Below are 22,000 nucleotides of genomic sequence, written 5' to 3'. Positions count from 1 at the left end.
TGCGCACTTTGCGTGATATGGGCAATTGGCGTTTGTCGGTATGATGTGCGGCCCCGCAGTCCGGATTGCGAATACGCCATGACCTTGCAGTACCCCACTATCGCCGACTGCGTCGGCAACACGCCGCTGGTGCGCTTGCAGCGCCTGGCCGGCAACACCACCAATACCTTGTTGCTCAAGCTCGAAGGGAATAACCCGGCGGGTTCGGTCAAGGACCGGCCTGCGCTGTCGATGATTGACCGTGCTCAAGCGCGCGGCCAGATCCAGCCCGGCGATACCCTGATCGAAGCCACCTCGGGTAATACCGGTATCGCATTGGCCATGGCCGCCGCGATCAAGGGTTACAAGATGATCCTGATCATGCCCGACAACTCCAGCGCCGAGCGCAAGGCCGCCATGACGGCCTACGGTGCCGAGCTGATCCTGGTCTCCCAGGAAGAGGGCATGGAAGGTGCCCGCGACCTGGCCGATAAGTTACAGGCCCAAGGCCGTGGCAAGGTGCTCGATCAGTTTGCCAACGGCGATAACCCCGAGGCGCACTACACCAGTACCGGCCCGGAAATCTGGCGCCAGACCGAAGGCACCATCACCCATTTCGTCAGTTCGATGGGCACCACCGGCACCATCATGGGCGTGTCGCGCTTCTTGAAAGAGCAAAACCCGAACGTACAAATCGTGGGTTTGCAGCCGATGGAAGGCGCCGCCATCCCTGGTATCCGTCGCTGGCCGACCGAATACCTGCCCAAAATCTATCAGGCCGATCGTGTAGACCGCATCGTCGACATGGCTCAGCGTGAAGCCGAGGACGTGATGCGCCGACTGGCCCGCGAAGAAGGCATCTTCTGTGGTGTGTCCTCGGGCGGGGCGGTGGCAGCGATGTTGCGCTTGTCTGAGGAAGTCGAGAATGCGGTCATCGTCGCCATCATTTGTGACCGTGGCGACCGTTACTTGTCGACCGGCATTTACGATGCGCCTAACTGATGGCTAAGCAAGAGAGAGGCCTGCGTTTCCAGCCAACGGGCGGCACCAAAGCCGCGCAAGTGCCGACCGGCAAGAAACAACGTCTGCGCATTGAGCGTCTGGCCAACGACGGCCGTGGCATTGCCTTTATCGAGGGGCGTACCTGGTTTGTGTCGGGCGCCCTGGCCGGTGAAGAGGTTGAAGCGCGGGTGTTGGGTGCTCACGGCAAAGTGGTTGAGGCGCGCACCGAGCGCGTGTTCAGCGCCAGTGAGGTGCGCCGCACAGCGCCGTGTGCCCATGCCGGACGATGTGGCGGATGTAGCGTGCAACATATGCCCCACGAAGAGCAGCTCGCACTGAAACAGCGCATGCTCACCGAGCAATTGTCGCGTGTGGCCGGGGTAGAACCCGACGAGTGGGCGGCGCCCTTGACCGGTCCCGAGTTTGGCTATCGCCGTCGCGCCCGCATTGCGGTGCGTTGGGACGTGCGGGCCAAGCATCTGGAGGTCGGTTTTCGGGCTGCCGGCAGTCAAGACATCGTGGCAATTGATCACTGTTTAGTGCTGGTACAGGCTTTGCAACCTATCATGACCGGGCTGCCCGCCATGTTGCGTCAGTTGAGCAATCCCAAGGCGCTGGGCCATGTCGAGTTGTTCAGTGGCTCGGCGATTGCCGTGTTGTTGCGGCACATGGCGCCCCTCAACGAGGCAGACATGCAGGTGTTGCAGGCGTTTTGCGCAGCCCATGACGCCCAGTTGTGGCTGCATGGCGACGGCGATCCACAGCCGGTCGATGCGCAGCAACGCTTGGGCTACCGTTTAGAGCAATGGAATTTGGAGTTGGCGTATCGGCCCGGTGATTTTGTTCAGGTCAACGCAGGCGTCAACGAAGCCATGGTGGCGCAGGCGCTGACATGGCTCGCGCCACAGGCCGATGAGCGGGTGCTTGACTTGTTTTGCGGGCTGGGTAATTTCGCCTTACCTCTGGCCAAGCAGGTTCGCGAAGTGGTGGCCGTCGAGGGGGTTACGACGATGGTCGAACGCGCCGGGCAAAACGCGGTCACTAACAACCTGCATAATGCAGCGTTTTTTCAGGCTGATCTGTCGCAGCCGCTGGCGAACGCACAATGGGCCAAACAAGGGTTTGGTGCTGTGTTGCTCGACCCGCCCCGCGACGGCGCTTATGAAGCCGTACGCACGTTGTCTGGCCTGGGGGCCAAACGTTTGGTGTATGTGTCGTGCAACCCGGCCACGCTGGCGCGCGACACGGTTGAGCTGATGAAACAGGGTTATCGGTTAAAACGTGCCGGAATCCTCGATATGTTTCCGCAAACCGCGCATGTCGAGGCGATGGCGTTATTTGAAGCAGACTAGGACGGTCTGTCTATTTCGACGGGCCCGCAGTTCCACGCGACTTGGCCCAGTGGCGTGGAGTTGGGATTCGGGTCGGTGATTTCGGCGCATTGAATGTGCGCCGTAGGGAAGGTAAGCAAGATGGTACAGGTCAGAGCACACCAGCCGATCAACACTGACGGCAGTCTCAACCTTGAGGCATGGCTTGACCATGCCGTGAGCGTTGACGTCGCGCTGGACCGAGAAGCCTTGAAAGAAGCCTGTGAGTTTGCACGCGAGGCCGAACAACAAGCCAATGCGGCGAAAAACCTGTGGACCGAGGGCACGTCGAGCTTTCGGACCGGGTTGGAAATCGCTGAAATCCTGGCGGACCTCAAGCTGGACCAGGATTCGTTGGTCGCCGCGATTTTGTATCGCGGCGTACGTGAAGGGCAGATTCAACTGCCCGCCGTCAGTCAGCGTTTTGGTCCGGTGGTGGCCAAGCTGATTGATGGCGTGCTGCGCATGGCGGCCATCAGCACCAGCCTCAGCCCGCGCCAGTCTATGGTGCTGGGCACGCAGGGGCAGGTTGAAAACCTGCGCAAAATGCTGGTGGCGATGGTCGATGATGTGCGTGTGGCGCTCATCAAACTGGCTGAACGTACCTGCGCCATACGGGCGGTCAAGAATGCCCCGGACGAGAAGCGCAATCGCGTCGCCCGTGAGGTGTTCGATATTTATGCGCCACTGGCGCATCGCTTGGGTATTGGCCATATCAAGTGGGAGCTGGAGGACTTGTCCTTTCGCTACCTTGAGCCTGAGCAATACAAACAGATCGCCACCTTGCTGCATGAGCGTCGCCTTGATCGCGAGCGCTTTATCAGTGATGTAATGAACCAATTGCGCACCGAACTGGTGGCCACCGGGGTGGACGCTGACATCAGCGGTCGGGCCAAACATATCTATTCCATCTGGCGCAAAATGCAGCGCAAAGGCCTGGCCTTCAGCCAGATCTATGACGTGCGCGCCGTGCGGGTGCTGGTGCCCGAAATGCGCGATTGCTACACCGCGCTGGGGATCGTCCACACGTTGTGGCGCCATATCCCCAAAGAATTCGACGACTACATCGCCAACCCGAAAGAGAACGGCTACCGCTCGCTGCACACCGCCGTCATCGGCCCTGAGGGCAAAGTGCTTGAGGTGCAGATTCGCACCCACGCCATGCACGAAGAAGCCGAGCTGGGCGTGTGTGCGCACTGGCGTTACAAGGGCACCGACGTTAAAGCCGGCTCCAACCAGTACGAAGAAAAAATCTCGTGGTTGCGCCAAGTGCTGGAGTGGCACGAGGAACTGGGCGACATCGGTGGTCTGGCCGATCAGTTGCGGGTCGATATCGAACCGGACCGGGTCTACATCTTCACGCCCGACGGGCATGCCATCGACTTGCCCAAAGGCTCGACGCCACTGGACTTCGCGTATCGGGTACACACCGAAATCGGCCATAACTGCCGGGGCGCGAAGATCAACGGGCGCATTGTGCCGCTCAACTACAGCCTGCAAACCGGTGAACAGGTCGAGATCATTACCAGCAAACACGGCACGCCGAGCCGCGACTGGCTGAACCCCAACCTGGGCTACATCACCACCTCGCGGGCGCGGGCCAAGATTGTTCACTGGTTCAAGTTGCAGGCGCGTGATCAAAACGTCGCGGCGGGTAAAACCCTGCTTGAACGTGAACTGGGGCGCCTGGGCCTGCCGGCCGTCGATTACGAGAAGCTGGCCGACAAAGCCAACATGAGAACCGCCGAGGACATGTATGCGGCGTTGGGCGCGGGTGACTTGCGTTTGGCGCAGTTGATCAACCTCGCGCAGCAAATGGTCGAGCCGGAACGCGGCAACGAGCAAATGGAGCTGATCCCGCGCAAGGCCACGGGTTACAAACCGGGCAAGCGCGGCGACATCCAGATCGAAGGCGTGGGCAACTTGCTGACGCAAATGGCTGGCTGCTGCCAGCCGCTGCCGGGCGATGCGATTGTTGGTTACATCACCCAGGGCCGTGGCGTGAGCATTCACCGGCAGGACTGCCCTTCAGTGTTGCAACTGGGCAGCCGCGAGCCAGAGCGAATCATTCAGGTCAATTGGGGCCCGATTCCGGTGTCGACCTACCCGGTGGATATCGAGATTCGTGCGTACGACCGTTCTGGTTTGCTGCGTGATGTGTCGCAGGTGCTGCTCAACGAGCGCATTAACGTACTGGCCGTCAACACCCGCTCGAACAAAGAGGACAACACGGCGTTGATGTCCCTGACCATCGAGATTCCGGGGCTGGATGCGCTGGGGCGTTTGCTGGGGCGTATTTCGCAACTGCCCAACATCATCGAAACCCGCCGCATCGGGCGCAGCGAGCCACGCTGATGCGCAGCCGCTGGCGCAGGCTTTGAATACTGCCTGCGCCAGCGCTACGGGGTTTGAGTGCACATTAGAAGAGATCCGCGATGTACAACCTCGACGACTTGCTCCATCTCATGGCCCGGTTGCGTGACCCGCAGTACGGTTGTCCGTGGGACATCAAGCAAACCTACAAGACGATCGTGCCCTACACCCTTGAAGAGGCCTACGAGGTCGCCGATGCCATCGAGCAAGGTGACTTTGAACACCTGCAAGGCGAGTTGGGCGATTTGTTGTTTCAGGTGGTGTATTACAGCCAGTTGGCGCGCGAAGAAGGGCGTTTTGAGTTTGCCGGGGTGATCGACAGCATCACCCGCAAGCTGATCCGCCGTCATCCCCATGTGTTCCCGACCGGTGATTTGTATGCCCCGCTGGACGTCCCGCGCCTGAGCGAAGAACAGGTCAAGCTGCGCTGGGAGCAGATCAAGGCCCAAGAGCGGGCAGAGAACGCCGAACGTCCAGAGCAGCTGTCATTGCTCGATGACGTGCCAGTAGCGTTACCGGCCTTGTCGCGCGCCGCCAAATTGCAGAAGCGCGCCGCGCAGGTCGGTTTTGATTGGCCTGCGGCCTTGCCGGTACTGGACAAGGTGCGCGAAGAACTCGACGAAGTGCTTGAAGCGATGGCGGACAACGATAGTGCTGCGGTTCACGATGAAATCGGCGACCTGCTGTTCTCGGTGGTCAATCTGGCCCGGCACCTTAAAGTTGACCCTGAAACCGCCCTGCGCGGCGCTAACGCCAAATTTGACAGACGTTTCCGGTTTATCGAACAGGCATTGCGCGATACCCTGCGTCCCATTGAAAATTGCACCCTTGAAGACCTGGACGCCCTGTGGGGCGAAGCCAAGCGCCAGGAAAAGAATTTACCCAGCTGCGGCTGAGTTTGCCTAAGTGAGTAAGTAGATGAGCATTTCCCTACGCGACCAGTTGCTCAAAGCCGGACTGGTCAACGAGAAGCAGGCCAAGCAGGCCGGCAAAGAAAAGCAAAAACAGCAGCGTCTGGCCCACAAAGGCCAGATCGAGCTTGACGACACTCAGCAGCGCCTGGCAGCAGAAGCCAAGGCCGAGAAGATCAAGCGCGATCAGGAACTCAATCGTCAGCAGCAAGAAAAGGTCGAGCAAAAGGCCCGTGCTGCCCAGATCAAGCAATTGATCGAAGTGTCGCGCTTGCCCAAGTTGACCACTGAGGACTACTACAACTTTGTGGACGACAAGAAGGTTAAGCGCCTGTCGGTCAACACGTTGATGCGCAACAAGCTGGCCAATGGTTCGCTGGCGATTGTGCAGCATCAGGGGGGCTACGAAGTGATCCCGCGCGAGGCCGCGCTGAAGATTCAGGAACGTGACCCGCGCCGTATCGTGCAATTGAACATCCTCGTCGAACCGAAAACACCGGAAGAAGACGATCCGTACGCGGCCTACCAGATCCCTGACGACCTGATGTGGTAAACGGGTCACTCGGACGCTGCGGGGGCTGAAGAACGAGGCTGCATGGCTTTACGACCTATCCGCGCGGACGCAGCCTCGTGTTACTCGTCAGCGGCTACAGGTATCCGTTACGGGCCCGTAAACAACAAACCCCGCTTCGGCGGGGTTTGTGTTTTCAAGACAGTAGTTTCAGTACTTCAGGCCTGACGTTTCTGCGCTTCTAGCTGTTCCAGCTCGGCTTTGTAGTTGTGAGCGTCGCTTTCGCGGTGAAACATACCGACCAATATGTCTTCCTGGTGAACATCCCACAGGTGTACGCCGTGGGCGACAAGTTGGTGAAACATACGTGAATCGTCGCGCTCAGTTACTTTGATAGTCATCTGCTTGCTCCAAATTCTGATGAGGTATGCGGCAAGTCGTCGCAGGCCTTCTTTATAGAATCTGTTAGCTTCCTAAGTAAATAGGTATTGCACAGGGTGTCATCTGCCGGGAATTCGTGAAATTCACGCAGGCCACGGTTGGCGCGGTGTTTAGCGATTTGGCCAATAGTTTTATGACAAAAGCTTCATCTTGCGCGGGGGTATCCGGGCAAAAAAAAACCTCGCCGAAGCGAGGTTTTTTGCAGCCCGAAGACGGTCTTGACTCAGTTGCCTTTGACCGACTGGCCGTTCACCGTGCCGTCGAGCAGCATGATGTTGTATTCCTTGCCGTCTTTTTCGACCTGACGCAGTTTGACCAGCAGGCCGTCCCATTTTTTGGCGAACCACATTTCGGTGATGCGCTTGTTTTGGGACGGATCACGCACACGCTCGACCTTGATCGCGTCTACTTTGCCTGCTTTGGTGTCGACCACTTCAGGACCAATGACGCGAAAGTCATAGGTGTCCACGTCGTTGCCATCAACCACTTGATAGCTCATGGACTTTTTACCCGCCAGAACATCGCGCTGGAGAGCCAACTGGTAGGTGGACTTGTCGAGCATGCCGGTCAGCAGCTTTACGTTTACCGCTTCGCTGTTGTCGGTGCCGGTCACCGTCATGTCCGACCAGTCAAACTTGAGGTCGATGTTTTTGCTTTTACCCAGCCCGCCACGCTTGAAGTGGTAGGTCAGGGGAACCGGTTTGTCTTTGTCCAGCTTGAGGGTGCTTTCTTCGTTCAGGCTGGCCACCAGCATCGACGCCTGGAAGTTCAGGGTCCAGACGTTGTCGGCGCCTTTGGTCAGGCTGCGCTCTGCCGAACCGCTCATGGGTAACTGTTTCCAGTCGGCGGTGTAGCTGGCTTTGAAAGGCTGAAGATCGGCCGCTTGCACTGCTGGGATGGCCAGCAAGCTAAGGGCAAGGAGCAGGGCACGACGCATAAAATCTCCTAGATTTGTATCTGGTGGCCGCTGGCCGGGAGTAATTGACCGTCCAATAATGCGCCTTGTTCGTTGAGAGACAAACGACCCTCGGCAAACCAGCGCACTGCAAGCGGGTAAATCAGGTGCTCTTGGGTGTGAACCCGTTGCGCCAGACTGCTTGGCGTGTCCTCGGACTCTACCGGTATCACTGCCTGTACGACCAGTGGGCCGCCATCGAGTTCCTCGGTAACAAAGTGCACGCTGCAACCGTGCTCACGATCACCCGCTTCCAATGCGCGCTGATGCGTGTGCAGGCCTTTGTATTTGGGCAATAAGGAGGGATGGATATTGAGTAGCCGCCCTGAGTAGTGACGCACGAAATCAGCGCTGAGGATGCGCATGAAGCCGGCCAGGACCACCAGTTGCGGATTGAATTGGTCGATGATTTTGATCAGTGCAGCATCGAAGGCCTCGCGGCCCTCGAATGCTGTGTGATCCAGTACGCGGGTGTCGATACCCGCGTCTGTGGCGCGTTGCAGGCCGTAGGCATCGGCGCGGTTGGAAATCACCGCGCGAATCGTGGCCGGGCTGCCCTTGACGTCATCGCTGTCGATCAAGGCCTGCAAGTTGCTGCCGGTGCCGGAAAGCAGCACCACTACATCACAGGTATCAGGCATTAGTGCGCCTTGAGGTTTTGCAGCTCAACGTGTGCAGCGCCTTCAGCGGCTGTTGCAATGCTGCCGATGACCCAAGGCTGCTCGCCGGCTTCACGCAGTACGTTCAGCGCGGTTTCAACGTCGGCCTGAGCCACGCAGATCACCATGCCGACGCCGCAGTTGAGCACGCGGTGCATTTCGTTTTCGTCCACGTTGCCTTGTGCTTGCAGCCAGTCGAAGACGGCCGGACGCTGCCAGCTGGCCACGTCAACCAGGGCTTGAGCGCCTTTTGGCAGCACGCGCGGGATGTTGTCCAGCAGGCCGCCACCGGTGATGTGGGCCATGGCTTTGACCACGCCGGTTTCTTTGATCAGCTTGAGCAACGGCTTCACGTAGATACGGGTCGGGGCCATCAGCAGGTCGGTCAGCGGCTTGCCGTCCAGCTGGGTATTTTCGATGTCGACGCCCGACACTTCGATGATCTTGCGGATCAGCGAGTAGCCGTTGGAGTGCGGGCCAGAAGATGGCAGGGCGAGCAGCGCATCGCCAGCAGCCACTTTGGAGCCGTCGATGATTTCGGATTTTTCGACCACACCGACACAGAAACCGGCCAGGTCGTAGTCTTCGCCTTCGTACATGCCTGGCATTTCAGCGGTTTCGCCGCCTACCAGCGAGCAACCGGACAGTTCGCAGCCCGCGCCGATACCGGTAACCACTTGGGTCGCGGTTTCTACGTTGAGCTTGCCGGTGGCGTAGTAGTCGAGAAAGAACAATGGCTCGGCGCCGCATACGATCAAGTCGTTCACGCACATGGCAACCAGGTCGATGCCGATGCTGTCGTGCTTGTTCAGGTTCAGTGCCAGACGCAGCTTGGTGCCTACACCGTCGGTGCCGGAAACCAGAACAGGCTGCTTGTAGCCAGCAGGAATTTCGCAGAGGGCGCCAAAACCGCCGAGGCCGCCCATCACTTCCGGGCGTGCAGTGCGCTTGGCCACGCTCTTGATGCGTTCGACCAATGCTTCACCGGCGTCGATGTCTACACCGGCGTCTTTGTAGCTCAGGGATGGTTGCTTGCTCATTAATCCAGGCCTTTAGGGGGGATTCGGGGAGGTCGACCGATCTCAGAGGGCCCACTGGCAAGTGCTCATCGTTGGGGATAGAGCATTTGCCGGGTGCCCGGCTGTCGCCGGTCTGCGAAGGCGCGCGATTTTATCAGGCTTGAAGGGCAGCGGCCATCCTCGGGCCGACGGGCAGGGTTATATAGCGCGAAAAAAACCTTTTTTAGTCGTACTGGCCGCTGCGCGCAGCCCTGTATAAGGTATACGGGTTCACTTTTGATTTTTTACGGCTGGATGAAAACCGCTGTGGCCGGGTGAATGATTGGGCGCGAGCCCTGTCTGAAGCCTGCTTGCGTATTTTTCTCGGGTCTTTCAAGACTACTTTTTTGTCGTCAGGAATCTTTCATGCGTTTTCATCATTTTTTAGCGGCGGGCTGCTTGTCATTTTTCAGTCTGGCGAGCCATGCCGAAATTCTGACCAATCTGTATCAGGTGCGTGAGCCGGTGAGCAGTCAATCACCTGAAGAGCGCACTCAGGCGACACAAAAAGCGTTAGAAACCTTGGTGTTACGCCTGACCGGCGATGCCAAGGCCGTGCAAAGCCCGGCACTTGAGGCGGTGCGCAAAGACCCGCAGCAGATCATCAGCCAATACGGCTACGACGCAGGGCCACCTGAAAGCCTGCAAGTGGATTTCGACCCGGTGAGCACGGAGCGTGCGTTGCGTCAGGCCGGTTTGTCGCTGTGGGGCAGCAACCGTCCGGCGTTGCTGAGCTGGTGGCTTAACGATTCGGTCGACGGCTCAAGCCTGGTGGGCGACGGGCAATCGGCCGCCGAACCCTTGCGCCGCGCCGCACAGCACCGAGGTTTGCCGTTGCGCTTGCCGCTGGCGGACTTGAACGAACAGTTGGTGGGTACGGTCGAAAATCTGGAAGGCACTAATCCTGCACCTTTGCGCGAAGCGTCTGAGCGTTATGGTGCCGATGCCTTGCTGGCGGTGCATGCGCGTGAAGAGGGCGGTCAATGGCAAGCCAAATGGCGTCTGTGGCTGGGCGATCAGCAGGAGCAAGGCAGTGCGCAGGCAGCTGATCAGGCAGCGTTGGCCGATGCGGTGATGTTGGCGGTGAGCGAGCGTCTGGCGCCGCGCTACGTGGTCAAGCCGGGTGTCTCGAGCGACCAGTTGCTGGAAGTGCAGGGCATGACCCTTGAGCGCTATGCCTCGCTGGGCCGTTTGCTCGAACCGTTTGGCGGACAGCTCAAGCGTGTCGAGGGTGACCGGGTTGTGTATCAGGTAAACGGCAGCGCCGAGCAGTTGCGCTCGCAACTGGGGTTGGCGCATTTGCAGGAAGTGTCAGCGCAAGAAGTGCCCGCGGTGACGGACGCCGGACAGCCGCCTGCGGATAACCCGGTCGTGCAGCTACGTTTTCGCTGGTAGGTTTTTTCTTCTCTATAAAGGATGGGTGCTTGATGACGGATTCGCGGCGATGGGTATGGTGGGGCGTGGCGCTGGTGTTTGCCCTGTTTGTGTATTTTCTGCATCCGATACTCACGCCGTTTCTGGTCGCGATTGTGCTGGCTTACATGTTCGATCCGGTGGTTGATCGTCTTGAAAAGGTCGGTTTTTCCAGAACCTGGGGCGTGGTCACGGTGTTCGCGCTGTTCACCATCATCGTGACAGCGCTGGTACTGGTGCTGGTGCCGCTGCTGGCCAAGCAGTTGATGAAGCTCTATCAACTGGCGCCGCAAGTGCTCGACTGGTTGCAGCACACGGCGATGCCGTGGGCGCAGAGCAAGTTTGGCCTGAGCGACGGGTTCTGGAAATTCGACAAGATCAAGGCTGCGATTACCGGGCACATGGGGCAGGCCTCAGACATCGTGGGCATTGTGCTGTCACAGGCAACGGCATCGAGTCTGGCGCTGATCGGTTTTCTGGCCAATCTGGTGCTGATCCCGGTTGTCGCGTTTTACCTGCTGCGTGACTGGGACGTGCTGCTGGGCAAGATTCGCAGCTTGCTGCCGCGTGATCGCGAAACGCAAATTGTGTCGCTGGCCAAGGAATGTCATGACGTGCTGGGGGCGTTTGTGCGTGGCCAGTTGCTGGTGATGCTGGCGCTGGGCGTCATCTACTCGGCGGGCTTGATGATGCTGGGCCTGGAGCTGGGGCTGTTGATCGGCTTGATGGCGGGCATCGCCGCCATCGTGCCGTATATGGGGTTTATCGTCGGCATTGGTGCGGCGTTGATCGCGGGGTTGTTCCAGTTTGGTGGCGACCTGTACCCGATGCTCGGGATCGTGGCGGTGTTCATGGTCGGTCAGGCGCTCGAAGGCACGGTGCTCACGCCATTGCTGGTGGGCGACAAAATTGGCATGCACCCGGTGGCGGTGATCTTTGCGATTTTGGCGGGCGGTGAATTATTCGGTTTCACCGGTGTGTTGCTGGCCTTGCCCGTGGCCGCCGTGATTATGGTGCTGGTGCGCCATGTGCAAGATATCTACAAAGATTCGCAGGCTTATAAGGGCACCGAAGACCCTGAGTTGTAAGTGTTTGTTGCGTTAATAAAGGCAGGTCAGTCAACGCGCTGACCTGCCTTTTTGTTTAGCGTGGCGTGCGCGAGAGCGAAAAAAAACTTGATCTAATCCAAGGTCTTAACGCAAACCTTTGATTTTGCTCGTGGTCTGTTACATTGTGCGCCCGGCTACACGGGTATAAACTTTGCAAACTTTACACAGAGGCCACTAACGGTTCGTTTGAACTGTTCAGTCAGCATGAAACCGATTCAGCTGCCCCTAGGTGTGCGTCTGCGTGATGACGCTACCTTCATAAACTACTATCCAGGCGCCAATGCCGCTGCACTCGGCTATGTCGAGCGTCTATGCGAAGCCGACGCCGGCTGGACAGAAAGTCTGATCTATCTTTGGGGTAAACACGGGGTAGGGCGTACGCACTTGCTCCAGGCAGCCTGCTTGCGTTTTGAACAGATGGGTGAGCCTGCTGTTTATCTGCCGCTGGGCGAGCTGATGGACCGTGGCATCGAAATCCTCGACAACCTTGAGCAATACGAGCTGGTGTGCCTGGACGACCTTCAAGCCGTGGCCGGTCGTGCTGATTGGGAAGAGGCCTTGTTCCACCTGTTCAACCGTCTGCGTGACAGCGGTCGGCGTTTACTGATTGCCGCTTCGGCCTCGCCGCGCGAATTGCCAATCAAGCTGGCTGACCTCAAGTCGCGCCTCACGCTGGCGTTGATTTTCCAGATGCGCCCTTTGTCTGACGAAGACAAACTGCGTGCCTTGCAGCTGCGCGCTTCACGCCGTGGCCTGCACCTGACCGACGAAGTCGGGCACTTCATCCTGACCCGCGGCACCCGCAGCATGAGTGCATTGTTTGACCTGCTTGAGCAGCTCGATCAAGCCTCGTTGCAAGCACAGCGCAAGCTGACCATCCCGTTCTTGAAAGAAACATTGGGCTGGTAAAGTCGGCACTTCCTCTCTGTTTGGCAAGTTTCAGGCGCCAGAAAACCTGCGGGCCAGAAGGGCTGCGCGCGCAGAATCTATCGTCAGGGGTGTAAAACCTTAGATGTCATGAGAAAACTGGCGAGTCACATTTAGATCGATTGAATTTGCAAATGAGGATCATAGTTGGCATAGTCGCGACTACTTTTCCTACAAGCCACGGTCGTGCCCATGCTAAATCGCTTCGCACCCCTCGTGCCTCTCGCACTCGTTACCCTGTTGTTTGGTTGCGCTGCGCACTCGCCCGTGTCTCAGCAAGTGGTCGATCATCAGGTTCAATCGTCATCTTCGTCCCAGGCTTCCGCTATTTATCAGGAAGAGTTGGCGACCGAAAAAGAACTGGCTCAATTCTCCGAGAACAGCAAGCCTTACGAACTGCCAGCCCTGGCTGACAGCATCCTTGAGCGTGGCATGTCCTTGATCGGTACCCGCTACCGTTTTGGCGGCACCTCTGAAGCAGGCTTCGATTGCAGCGGCTTTATCGGTTATCTGTTTCGCGAAGAGGCGGGCATGCAATTGCCGCGTTCCACGCGAGAAATGATCAACGTAAAAGCACCGCTTGTCGCGCGCAACAAACTCAAGCCGGGTGACTTGCTGTTCTTCAGCACCAACGGTCGTGGCCGCGTCAGCCATGCCGGTATTTACCTGGGCGATGACCAGTTCATCCACTCCAGCAGCCGCCGCAGCGGGGGCGTACGGATCGACAACCTGGGTGACACCTACTGGAGCAAAACCTTTATTGAGGCCAAACGTGCCTTGGCGATGGCGCCTACAAGCGTAGTAGCCCGCAAGTAAAGTTAAAGCTTCACTTGAAGTTTGGCCTCTAAGGGCTAGAATTCAGTCGCATTGTTAAATTCTTGAAGCCGCGAAGGTGCTCCCTCTCGCGGCTTCAGGTTTCGCGGCCGAGTTGCCGTATCCAGAATCAGGAACGTTCTGTTTATGTCGATCATCGCCCGCGTTGCCGTTTTAACTCTAGCTGCCTTGCTCAGTGCTTGCGCCAGCAACCCGCCGCCAGCCCCCGTGGCCAAAAAGCCGGTGGTATTTACCAACTCCTCTGAAGACTTTTCGCCGGTCGCGGCAGATGTGCTGTTTCGCGCCTTGGGTTTGGTCGGTACGCCTTATCGCTGGGGCGGTAATACCCCGGATTCGGGTTTTGATTGCAGCGGTTTGATCAAGTACGTCTATAACGACGCGGCGGGTATTTCGTTGCCGCGCTCAACCCGCGAAATGATCGTGATGAGCGCGCCGAATGTGGGCAAAGACAAACTGCAAACCGGTGACTTGCTGTTCTTCGCCACCAGCGGCGGTACGCAAGTCAGCCATGCAGGGATTTATGTGGGGGAAGGGCGCTTTGTGCATGCGCCTGCCACGGGCGGCACCGTCAAGCTCGACAGCCTGTCCAAAGCCTATTGGCAAAAAGCCTACCTGAATGCCAAGCGCGTCTTGCCGACCGAGCAGCACCTGGCGCGTAATCCTTAGGCAATCTGAGCGCCTCTTAAAAGCTCGCAACCTGCGCCAGTTCCTACGGGACGTCTGTAGGAGCTGCCGAAAGCTGCGAGCCTGAGGTTACTTGGCTGACACCCGCCAAATCTTGTTGCCGACGTCATCGGCCACCAGCAAATCCCCCTGTTTATCAATCACTACCCCCACCGGGCGGCCCATGGCTTTTTCGTCGGCGTTGAGAAAGCCGGTGAGCACGTCCATCGGCATGCCTGTGGGTTTACCGTCAGCAAAGGGCACGAAGATCACTTTGTAGCCACTGTGCGGTTTGCGGTTCCAGGAGCCGTGCTGGCCAATAAAAGCCCCTTCAGTGAAGTTCGGCAACTTGCTGCCATCGGCAAAACTCAAACCCAGTGAAGCGGTGTGTGGGCCGACGGCATAGTCAGGCGCGATGGCTTTGGCCACAAGTTCGGGGTTTTGCGGATCAACCCGCACATCAACATGCTGGCCGTAATAGCTGTAGGGCCAGCCATAGAAGCCGCCGTCTTTGACGGAGGTGATGTAATCCGGCACCAGATCGCTGCCGATCTCGTCACGTTCGTTAACCGCCGTCCAGAGTTTGCCGGTCGCAGGTTCCCAGTCCATGCCGTTGGGGTTGCGCAGCCCGGAGGCGAAAATGCGGTGGCTGCCGGTCGCCGGGTCAACTTCCCAAATGGCGGCGCGGCCTTCTTCCTTGTCCAGGCCGTTTTCACCCACATTGCTGTTGGAGCCGACGGTCACGTAGAGCTTTTTGCCGTCGGGGCTGGCGATGACGTTTTTAGTCCAGTGATGGTTCAGCGGCCCACCCGGCAAGTCGACCACTTTGGTCGGTTGGGCGCTGATGGAGTCTTGGCCGGCTTGATAGGGAAAGCGCAGCAGCTTGTCGGAGTCGGCCACGTACAGATCGTTGCCCACCAACGTCATGCCGAACGGCGAGTTGAGGTTTTGCAAAAACACGGTGCGGGTCTCGGCGATGCCGTCATGGTTGGCGTCGCGCAGTAACGTGATGCGGTTTGCGCTGGGCACGCCGGCACCGGCTTTGCCCATGACCTTCTCCATCACCCAGCCGCGAATGCCTTTGCTGTCATCCGGTTTGGGCGGGGCGTTGGTTTCGGCCACCAGCACGTCGCCATTGGGCAGTACGTAGAGCCAGCGCGGGTGGTCGAGGTCTTCGGCAAATGCGCTGACGTTCAAGCCTTCAGCTGCAATCGGCTTGGCGCCTTGGCTCCAGCCCACGGCGGGGGCGATGTTTACGGTGGGGATCAAGGTTTTATTGGGTTCAGGCAGCTTGGGCGAGGGGCCGGTGCCATCCGCCACTTGCAGTGACGAACTCTCACCACAGGCGGCTAAACCGGCCGCAAGGACGATGACGACGGCGTGTTGGCGCTTGAGCATGTGAATCTCCATGAGTTCAGGGGGCGTAAGTGATAGATAAGCCTAGTCGCTTAAAGGTTCAGGGCAATGCGAGGCGTGCCGATATGCGCACCACCTTTAATTGACGCTCCACCCCCAACCCTCTAACCTTTGGCGCTTGTTTCAGGTGCCCTGCAATCCAAGGTTCGCAGGGTGAAACAGGGAAGCCGGTGAGGGCGCGTGCATTTCGCACAGCCGCCACGATCCCGGCGCTGCCCCCGCAACGGTAAATGAGTCAACGCCGCGCTGAGTGCCACTGTGTTTGTTCACGGGAAGGCGCGCGGTCAGGGCTGCCCCGCGTCAGGGCCGCCTGCTTGTGAGCCCGGAGACCGGCCTGAGCCATCCAGCACCTTCGCGGCGGGCGAGTGTGTGTCGTTATTGACCTATTCCCCCCGCCTCCCGTTTGCTTAATTCAGCCCCGACGGAGAGCTGCCATGAATGAATCCCCCGAACGCGACGAACGTCATCAGGCGCGCATGCTGCGCAAAAAAGCCGTCATGGATGAGCGCATTGCCAGCGCTCCCAACGAGTGTGGCTTGTTGCTGGTATTGACCGGCAATGGCAAAGGCAAAAGCAGCTCGGCTTTTGGCATGTTGGCCCGTGCCATGGGGCACGGCATGCAATGTGGCGTAGTGCAGTTCATCAAGGGCCGCAACAGCACTGGCGAAGAGATTTTTTTCCGCCGCTTCCCCGAGCAAGTGCGTTACCACGTGATGGGCGAAGGCTTTACCTGGGAAACCCAGGACCGCCAGCGTGACATCGCCGCTGCTGAAGCGGCGTGGGAAGTATCGCGCGAGATGTTGCGCGACCCCTCCATCGGGCTGGTGGTACTGGATGAGCTGAACATTGCGCTCAAGCACGGCTATCTCGACCTGGAACAGGTGCTCAGTGACCTGCAAGCCCGTCCGCCCATGCAGCATGTGCTGGTCACCGGCCGTGGCGCCAAACCCGAACTGATTGATCTGGCCGACACCGTGACGGAAATGAACGTGGTCAAGCACGCGTTTCAGGCCGGAATAAAAGCCCAGAAAGGCATTGAATTATGAGTGCTCAAGCATGAGAGAGTCGCGTCATTGCCCGGCGGTGTTGATCGCCGCACCGGCTTCCGGTCAGGGCAAGACCACCGTTACCGCCGCTTTGGCCCGATTGCATCGCAATCAAGGGCGCAAGGTGCGGGTATTTAAATGTGGCCCGGATTTTCTCGACCCCATGATTCTGGAGCGCGCCAGCGGTGCGCCGGTGTATCAGGTTGATTTATGGATGGTGGGCGCGGACGAAAGCCGACGCCTGTTGTGGGAAGCCGCAGGCGAGGCCGACCTGATTCTGATTGAAGGGGTCATGGGCCTGTTCGATGGCACCCCGTCCAGCGCTGATCTGGCGCGCCACTTTGGTGTGCCCGTACTCGGGGTCATTGATGGCACCGCAATGGCGCAGACCTTTGGTGCGTTGGCGTTGGGGCTGGCGATGTATCAGCCTGATTTGCCATTTGCCGGGGTTCTGGCCAACCGCGTCGGCACGGTACGCCACGCGCAATTGCTCGAAGGCAGCTTGACCCAAGGCTTGCGCTGGTACGGCGCACTGTCGCGTGAAACCGGTATCGAATTACCCAGTCGTCACTTGGGGCTGGTGCAGGCCAGCGAGTTGAACGATCTGGACGCACGTCTCGATGCTGCCGCCGATGCGCTCGCCAGCACCTGCGAGGTAGCGCTGCCACCGGCGGTTGAGTTTGCCGCGCCGCAGCCGGTCGCGATCGAACCGCTGTTGGCCGGTGTGCGCATTGCCGTGGCCCGCGATGAAGCGTTCGCCTTCACCTACGGCGCGAGCCTGGCCTTGTTGCGAGACATGGGGGCTGAATTGCTGTTTTTCTCGCCGATTCGCGACACGCACCTGCCGCAGGCGCACAGCCTGTATTTACCGGGCGGCTATCCCGAGTTGCATCACCTTGAGTTGTCGCGTAATCGCCCGATGCTGGAGGCCATTCGTGCTCACCACGCCGCCGGTAAACCGCTGCTGGCTGAGTGCGGCGGCATGCTGTATTTACTCGATGCGTTGACCGATGTTGAAGGCCAGCGGGCTGAGCTGGTGGGGTTGTTGAAAGGCGAAGCCACCATGCAAAAACGCCTGGCGGCATTGGCGTTGCAAGCGGTGGACATGCCCGAAGGCCTGCTGCGCGGTCACACCTACCATCACTCGCTGACCCGCACCGAGCTGCTCCCTATCGCCCGTGGCTTTAGCCCCAATGGCGGGCGCGGCGCCGAAGCGGTGTATCGCGAAGGCCGGATGACGGCGTCTTATGTGCACTTTTACTTTCCCTCCAACCCCCAGGCCGTGGCTGCGCTGTTCGCACCGTGTGCCGTGAAGGTGCCATGAGCGACAACGCATTTAGTCCCCAAGAACGCGCAGCGGTGTACCGCGCCATCGCCGAACGCCGCGATATGCGTCATTTCAGCGGCGGTACGGTAGCGCCCGAGCTGTTGGCGCGCCTGCTCGAAGCGGCGCATCAAGCCCCCAGCGTGGGTTTGATGCAGCCGTGGCGGTTTATCCGCATTACAGATCGTGCGTTACGCGGCAAGATTCAACGTTTGGTCGAAGCAGAGCGCGTGCGCACCGCCGAGGCGCTGGGCGAGCGTTCGGATGAATTCATGACGCTCAAGGTCGAAGGCATCAACGACTGCGCCGAAGTGTTGGTGGCCGCGTTGATGGATGACCGCGAAAAGCACATTTTTGGCCGTCGCACCTTGCCGGAAATGGACATGGCGTCGTTGTCCTGTGCCATTCAAAACCTGTGGCTGGCCGCGCGGGTTGAAGGGTTGGGCATGGGGTGGGTGTCGTTGTTCGAGCCGCAGGCACTGGCAGATTTACTCGGCCTGCCACCCGGGGCGAAGCCGCTGGCAGTGTTATGCCTGGGGCCGGTTGCGGCGTTTTACCCGGCGCCGATGCTGGTGCTGGAAGGGTGGGCGCAAGCGCGACCACTGAACGAATTGGTGTACGAGAACTATTGGGGAGTGAGTCCATGAGTGTGGCGTTACTGTGCGTCGCCGGTGTGGCGTTGGATGCGCTACTGGGTGAGCCAAAACGCTGGCATCCGCTGGTTGCGTTTGGCCGTATGGCTGAGCGTATCGAGCAACGTTTTAACTCCGGCGGGCGGGGTTGGCGCAGTCATGGGGTGACGGCCTGGGTGCTGGCGGTCGTCCCGCTGACGATCCTGGCCACGGCGCTGTCGTGGCTGCCCTATATCGGCTGGTTGGTGGAGATCGCGGCGCTGTATTGCGCGCTGGGCATGCGCAGCTTGGGCGAGCATATGCAGCCGGTGGCCGAGGCGTTGCGCAGTGATGACCTGGAGACCGCACGCACCCGCGTCGGGTATCTGGTCAGTCGCCAAACCAGTGAACTGGACGCCACCGACGTCGCGCGCGCCGCCACCGAGTCGGTGCTCGAAAACGGCAGTGACGCTGTGTTTGCCGCCCTCTTCTGGTTTGCCGTGGCAGGCGCGCCGGGCGTGGTGCTCTACCGGTTGAGCAACACGCTGGACGCCATGTGGGGCTATCGCAACGAACGGTTTGAGCGTTTTGGCTGGGCCGCTGCGCGCATCGACGATGTACTCAATTACATCCCGGCACGTCTGGTGGCGTTAACGTACGCCCTGTTGGGCAAAACGCGGCTGGCCTTGCAGTGCTGGCGCAAACAGGCGCCGCAGTGGGACAGTCCCAATGCTGGCCCGGTTATGGCGGCGGGTGCCGGTGCGCTGGGTGTGGAGCTGGGAGGCCCGGCGATTTATCACGGTGAGCTGCACCAACGCCCGCAGTTGGGTGAAGGCCCGCCCGCCGATGCCGACGCCATCGAGCGCGGCTGGCAGTTGGTACAGCGCGGTGTGTGGCTGTGGTTGTTGATCTTGTGCGTGTGGAGTGAATTCTATGCTTGAGCACGGTGGGCGTTTACGTCAGGCAGCGCTGCAATACGGTATTGGTGAAACCGACTGGCTGGACTTGTCCAGCGGTCTGGCGCCCTGGCCTTTTGCGGTGCCTGCGATTGCTGAACGGGCCTGGGCGCGTCTGCCTGAAACCGACGACGGGCTTGAGCACGCCGCGTGCGCCTATTACGGCGCGCCGAACGCGCTGCCCGTGCCGGGTTCGCAATGTGCCATCCAGTTGCTGCCGCGCCTGCGGCGTACGGGCAAAGTCGGGGTGTTGTCCCCGTGCTATGCCGAGCATGCCGAAGCCTGGCGGCGCAACGGGCACGTCGTGCGTGAAGTCATGGAGCAAGAAGTCGACTTCTACCTCGACACGCTGGACGTGCTGGTGGTGGTCAACCCCAACAATCCCACCGGCCTGAGCCTGTCGCCCGAGCGCTTGCTGGAGTGGCATGCGCGGTTGGTGACGCGTGGCGGCTGGCTGGTGGTGGACGAGGCGTTCATGGACAACACCCCCGATTTGAGTCTGGCAGCGCAGAGCCATCGCGCCGGTCTGATCGTGTTGCGTTCATTCGGCAAGTTCTTCGGCCTGGCGGGCGTGCGTCTGGGCTTTGTGCTGGCTGAACTCAAATTACTCAAATTGCTCGCCGAGCAAGTCGGGCCATGGGCTGTCAGTGGCCCGACGCGGGTGCTGGGGCAAGCGTGCCTGCTCGATTACGAGGCGCATGCGCGTCAGCGCGAACGCAGCGAGCAGGCCAGTGAACGTTTGGTTGCGCTGTTAAGCCAATACGGCCTGCCGCCTTTGGGCGGTTGTGCGCTGTTCCAGTGGCTGATCACGCCGCATGCCGAACGCTTGTACGACTTCATGGCGCGGCGCGGCATTCTGTTGCGTTTGTTCCCCCACAACAGCAGCGTGCGTTTGGGCCTGCCTGGCGAAGAGGCAGACTGGCTCAAACTTGAACACGCCTTGCAGGCTTATGCCCAGGAAACCCCATGAGCACATTGATGGTGCAAGGCACGACGTCTGACGCCGGTAAAAGTACGTTGGTGACGGCGTTGTGTCGCTGGGTGACCCGTCAGGGCGTCGGCGTGGTGCCCTTCAAGCCGCAGAACATGGCGCTCAACAGTGCCGTGACCCCCGAGGGGGGCGAGATCGGCCGCGCACAAGCGGTTCAGGCGCAGGCCGCGGGGCTAGCGCCACACACCGACATGAACCCGGTGCTGCTCAAACCTAACAGCGACACCGGTTCGCAAGTGATTATTCACGGCCGCGCCGTGACCAGCATGAACGCGGTGGCTTACCACGATTACAAAGCCATCGCGATGCAAGCGGTGCTGGCCTCGCATCAACGCCTGAGCGCGGCCTACCCGGTGGTCATGGTCGAAGGTGCCGGCTCGCCCGCCGAGATCAATTTGCGCGCCGGTGACATTGCCAACATGGGGTTTGCCGAAGCCGTAGATTGCCCGGTGATCCTGATTGCCGACATCAATCGCGGCGGGGTCTTCGCGCATTTGGTCGGCACCCTTGAGCTGCTGTCCGAGAGCGAGCAGGCGCGGGTCAAAGGGTTCGTCATCAACCGTTTTCGCGGTGATATCGCGCTGCTTCAACCGGGTCTGGACTGGCTGGAGCAGCGCACCGGCAAACCGGTGATCGGCGTGCTGCCATACGTGATGGACTTGCACCTTGAAGCCGAAGACGGCATTGATCAGCGTCAGATCGAGAAACACGCGCACGTGCTCAAGGTGGTGGTGCCCGTGCTGCCGCGCATCAGCAATCACACGGACTTTGACCCGCTGCGCCTGCACCCGCAGGTGGACTTGCAGTTTGTGGGGCCGGGGCAGCCGATACCGCCTGCGGACTTGATCATCCTTCCGGGTTCCAAAAGCGTGTGCAGTGATTTGGCCTACTTGCGCGCCAATGGCTGGGACACGGCCATCAGCCGTCACCTGCGCTATGGCGGCAAAGTGCTGGGGATTTGTGGGGGGTTGCAGATGCTCGGCGAGCACGTCCACGACCCGCTGGGCCTTGAAGGGCCGTCGGGTTCGAGTGCCGGTTTGGGTTTGTTGGCGTTCAGCACCCGGCTTGAAGCTGAAAAACAACTGCGCAACGTGCGCGGGCGTCTGACTCTGGAAAACGCTGAGGTCAGCGGTTATGAAATCCATGCGGGCGTTACGACCGGGCCTGCGCTTGAGCTGCCCGCGGTGCAGTTGGAGGACGGGCGCTGCGATGGCGCGCTCAGTGCCGACGGGCAGATTTTGGGCACCTACCTGCACGGTATGTTCGAGTCACCGCCAGCCTGTAGCGCGCTGTTGCGCTGGGCCGGATTACACACCGTGCAAACCGTGGATTACCACGCCCTGCGTGAGCGCGACATTGAACGGCTGGCCGACCTGGTAGAAAACCATCTCGACACCACCTGCCTGCGCGAACTCTGCGGGTTTGCATAACCGCGTGATGACAGGCGCAGA

The 22,000-nt window shown here is 59.7% G+C and carries 21 protein-coding genes and 1 riboswitch; of the genes, 16 read left to right on the top strand and 5 right to left on the bottom strand.

The window, feature by feature from the left end; genetic code table 11:
* The first annotated feature begins 78 nt into the window (after nucleotides 1-78).
* From cysM to GYN01_RS04055, 5 genes are all read left to right on the top strand, one after another.
* Complete coding sequence (gene cysM, locus GYN01_RS04075) at nucleotides 79-981, top strand: cysteine synthase CysM (protein WP_203306619.1); 903 nt, start codon at nucleotides 79-81, stop codon at nucleotides 979-981.
* Nucleotides 981-2,333, top strand: a complete 1,353-nt coding sequence (gene rlmD, locus GYN01_RS04070; RefSeq protein WP_203306618.1) for a 23S rRNA (uracil(1939)-C(5))-methyltransferase RlmD — start codon at nucleotides 981-983, stop codon at nucleotides 2,331-2,333. Before cysM ends, rlmD begins: the two co-directional genes overlap by 1 nt.
* Before the next feature lie 120 nt (nucleotides 2,334-2,453).
* The gene (gene relA / locus GYN01_RS04065) at nucleotides 2,454-4,706 is read left to right on the top strand and encodes a GTP diphosphokinase (RefSeq protein ID WP_048362854.1); all 2,253 of its coding nucleotides are present in this window, start codon (nucleotides 2,454-2,456) and stop codon (nucleotides 4,704-4,706) included.
* 80 nt (nucleotides 4,707-4,786) lie between these two features.
* Complete coding sequence (gene mazG / locus GYN01_RS04060; RefSeq protein ID WP_203306617.1) at nucleotides 4,787-5,620, top strand: nucleoside triphosphate pyrophosphohydrolase; 834 nt, start codon at nucleotides 4,787-4,789, stop codon at nucleotides 5,618-5,620.
* Between the two features lie 22 nt (nucleotides 5,621-5,642).
* Nucleotides 5,643-6,188 carry a DUF2058 domain-containing protein gene (locus tag GYN01_RS04055; protein WP_048362856.1) on the top strand — a complete coding sequence of 182 codons (546 nt, stop codon included), beginning with the start codon at nucleotides 5,643-5,645 and terminating at the stop codon, nucleotides 6,186-6,188.
* Between the two features lie 176 nt (nucleotides 6,189-6,364).
* Here the strand turns inward: GYN01_RS04055 and GYN01_RS04050 are convergent, their stop codons facing one another.
* The 4 genes from GYN01_RS04050 to purM all read right to left on the bottom strand — a co-directional run bounded on the left by GYN01_RS04050 (nucleotide 6,365) and on the right by purM (nucleotide 9,241).
* Nucleotides 6,365-6,547 (bottom strand): hypothetical protein, encoded by a 183-nt coding sequence (locus tag GYN01_RS04050; RefSeq protein ID WP_048362857.1) that lies wholly within the window; start codon nucleotides 6,545-6,547, stop codon nucleotides 6,365-6,367.
* A gap of 263 nt (nucleotides 6,548-6,810) precedes the next feature.
* Nucleotides 6,811-7,524, bottom strand: coding sequence for a DUF3108 domain-containing protein (locus GYN01_RS04045; RefSeq protein ID WP_048362858.1), 714 nt, complete (start codon nucleotides 7,522-7,524; stop codon nucleotides 6,811-6,813).
* 8 nt (nucleotides 7,525-7,532) lie between these two features.
* Nucleotides 7,533-8,183 (bottom strand): phosphoribosylglycinamide formyltransferase, encoded by a 651-nt coding sequence (gene purN, locus GYN01_RS04040; RefSeq protein WP_048400966.1) that lies wholly within the window; start codon nucleotides 8,181-8,183, stop codon nucleotides 7,533-7,535.
* A complete protein-coding gene (gene purM / locus GYN01_RS04035; protein WP_048362860.1) occupies nucleotides 8,183-9,241 on the bottom strand; it encodes a phosphoribosylformylglycinamidine cyclo-ligase in 1,059 nt (352 codons plus the stop codon). The genes purN and purM overlap by 1 nt, the downstream gene beginning before the upstream one ends.
* 384 nt (nucleotides 9,242-9,625) lie before the next feature.
* Here purM and GYN01_RS04030 point away from each other — a divergent pair, with 384 nt between their 5' ends.
* The 5 genes from GYN01_RS04030 (at nucleotide 9,626) to GYN01_RS04010 (ending at nucleotide 14,208) form a co-directional block, all read left to right on the top strand.
* Nucleotides 9,626-10,654 (top strand): DUF2066 domain-containing protein, encoded by a 1,029-nt coding sequence (locus GYN01_RS04030; RefSeq protein WP_048400965.1) that lies wholly within the window; start codon nucleotides 9,626-9,628, stop codon nucleotides 10,652-10,654.
* A gap of 32 nt (nucleotides 10,655-10,686) precedes the next feature.
* The gene (locus GYN01_RS04025; RefSeq protein ID WP_203306616.1) at nucleotides 10,687-11,760 is read left to right on the top strand and encodes an AI-2E family transporter; all 1,074 of its coding nucleotides are present in this window, start codon (nucleotides 10,687-10,689) and stop codon (nucleotides 11,758-11,760) included.
* Between the two features lie 225 nt (nucleotides 11,761-11,985).
* Nucleotides 11,986-12,690, top strand: a complete 705-nt coding sequence (gene hda / locus GYN01_RS04020; RefSeq protein ID WP_047276383.1) for a DnaA regulatory inactivator Hda — start codon at nucleotides 11,986-11,988, stop codon at nucleotides 12,688-12,690.
* A gap of 210 nt (nucleotides 12,691-12,900) precedes the next feature.
* A complete protein-coding gene (locus tag GYN01_RS04015; protein WP_048362863.1) occupies nucleotides 12,901-13,524 on the top strand; it encodes a C40 family peptidase in 624 nt (207 codons plus the stop codon).
* 144 nt (nucleotides 13,525-13,668) lie between these two features.
* Nucleotides 13,669-14,208, top strand: a complete 540-nt coding sequence (locus tag GYN01_RS04010) for a C40 family peptidase (protein WP_048400961.1) — start codon at nucleotides 13,669-13,671, stop codon at nucleotides 14,206-14,208.
* 87 nt (nucleotides 14,209-14,295) lie between these two features.
* Here the strand turns inward: GYN01_RS04010 and GYN01_RS04005 are convergent, their stop codons facing one another.
* The gene (locus GYN01_RS04005) at nucleotides 14,296-15,603 is read right to left on the bottom strand and encodes a PQQ-dependent sugar dehydrogenase (protein ID WP_048362865.1); all 1,308 of its coding nucleotides are present in this window, start codon (nucleotides 15,601-15,603) and stop codon (nucleotides 14,296-14,298) included.
* 126 nt (nucleotides 15,604-15,729) lie between these two features.
* Nucleotides 15,730-15,973, top strand: a riboswitch (cobalamin riboswitch).
* Between the two features lie 82 nt (nucleotides 15,974-16,055).
* Here GYN01_RS04005 and cobO point away from each other — a divergent pair.
* Genes cobO through GYN01_RS03975 form a run of 6 tightly spaced genes read left to right on the top strand, consistent with a single transcriptional unit; the run spans nucleotide 16,056 to nucleotide 21,979 of the window.
* On the top strand, nucleotides 16,056-16,667 hold the full coding sequence (gene cobO / locus GYN01_RS04000; protein WP_048362866.1) for a cob(I)yrinic acid a,c-diamide adenosyltransferase: 612 nt from the start codon (nucleotides 16,056-16,058) through the stop codon (nucleotides 16,665-16,667).
* A gap of 10 nt (nucleotides 16,668-16,677) precedes the next feature.
* Entirely contained in the window at nucleotides 16,678-17,991 is a 1,314-nt protein-coding gene (locus GYN01_RS03995) for a cobyrinic acid a,c-diamide synthase CobB (protein WP_203306615.1), read from the top strand.
* Nucleotides 17,988-18,638: a 5,6-dimethylbenzimidazole synthase gene (gene bluB / locus GYN01_RS03990; protein ID WP_048400958.1), complete on the top strand. Its 651-nt coding sequence runs from the start codon at nucleotides 17,988-17,990 to the stop codon at nucleotides 18,636-18,638. Before GYN01_RS03995 ends, bluB begins: the two co-directional genes overlap by 4 nt.
* On the top strand, nucleotides 18,635-19,543 hold the full coding sequence (gene cbiB, locus GYN01_RS03985; RefSeq protein ID WP_203306614.1) for an adenosylcobinamide-phosphate synthase CbiB: 909 nt from the start codon (nucleotides 18,635-18,637) through the stop codon (nucleotides 19,541-19,543). Before bluB ends, cbiB begins: the two co-directional genes overlap by 4 nt.
* Nucleotides 19,536-20,528: a threonine-phosphate decarboxylase CobD gene (gene cobD / locus GYN01_RS03980; protein WP_048362870.1), complete on the top strand. Its 993-nt coding sequence runs from the start codon at nucleotides 19,536-19,538 to the stop codon at nucleotides 20,526-20,528. The genes cbiB and cobD overlap by 8 nt, the downstream gene beginning before the upstream one ends.
* Nucleotides 20,525-21,979, top strand: a complete 1,455-nt coding sequence (locus GYN01_RS03975; protein WP_203306613.1) for a cobyric acid synthase — start codon at nucleotides 20,525-20,527, stop codon at nucleotides 21,977-21,979. Before cobD ends, GYN01_RS03975 begins: the two co-directional genes overlap by 4 nt.
* The last annotated feature ends 21 nt before the right edge of the window (nucleotides 21,980-22,000 follow it).

It is taken from the genome of Pseudomonas weihenstephanensis, assembly GCF_016812185.1.
Classification (GTDB): domain Bacteria; phylum Pseudomonadota; class Gammaproteobacteria; order Pseudomonadales; family Pseudomonadaceae; genus Aquipseudomonas; species Aquipseudomonas weihenstephanensis.
Note: the sequence above shows the minus strand (reverse complement) of the source record. Positions and strands in the feature narration are given on the sequence as shown.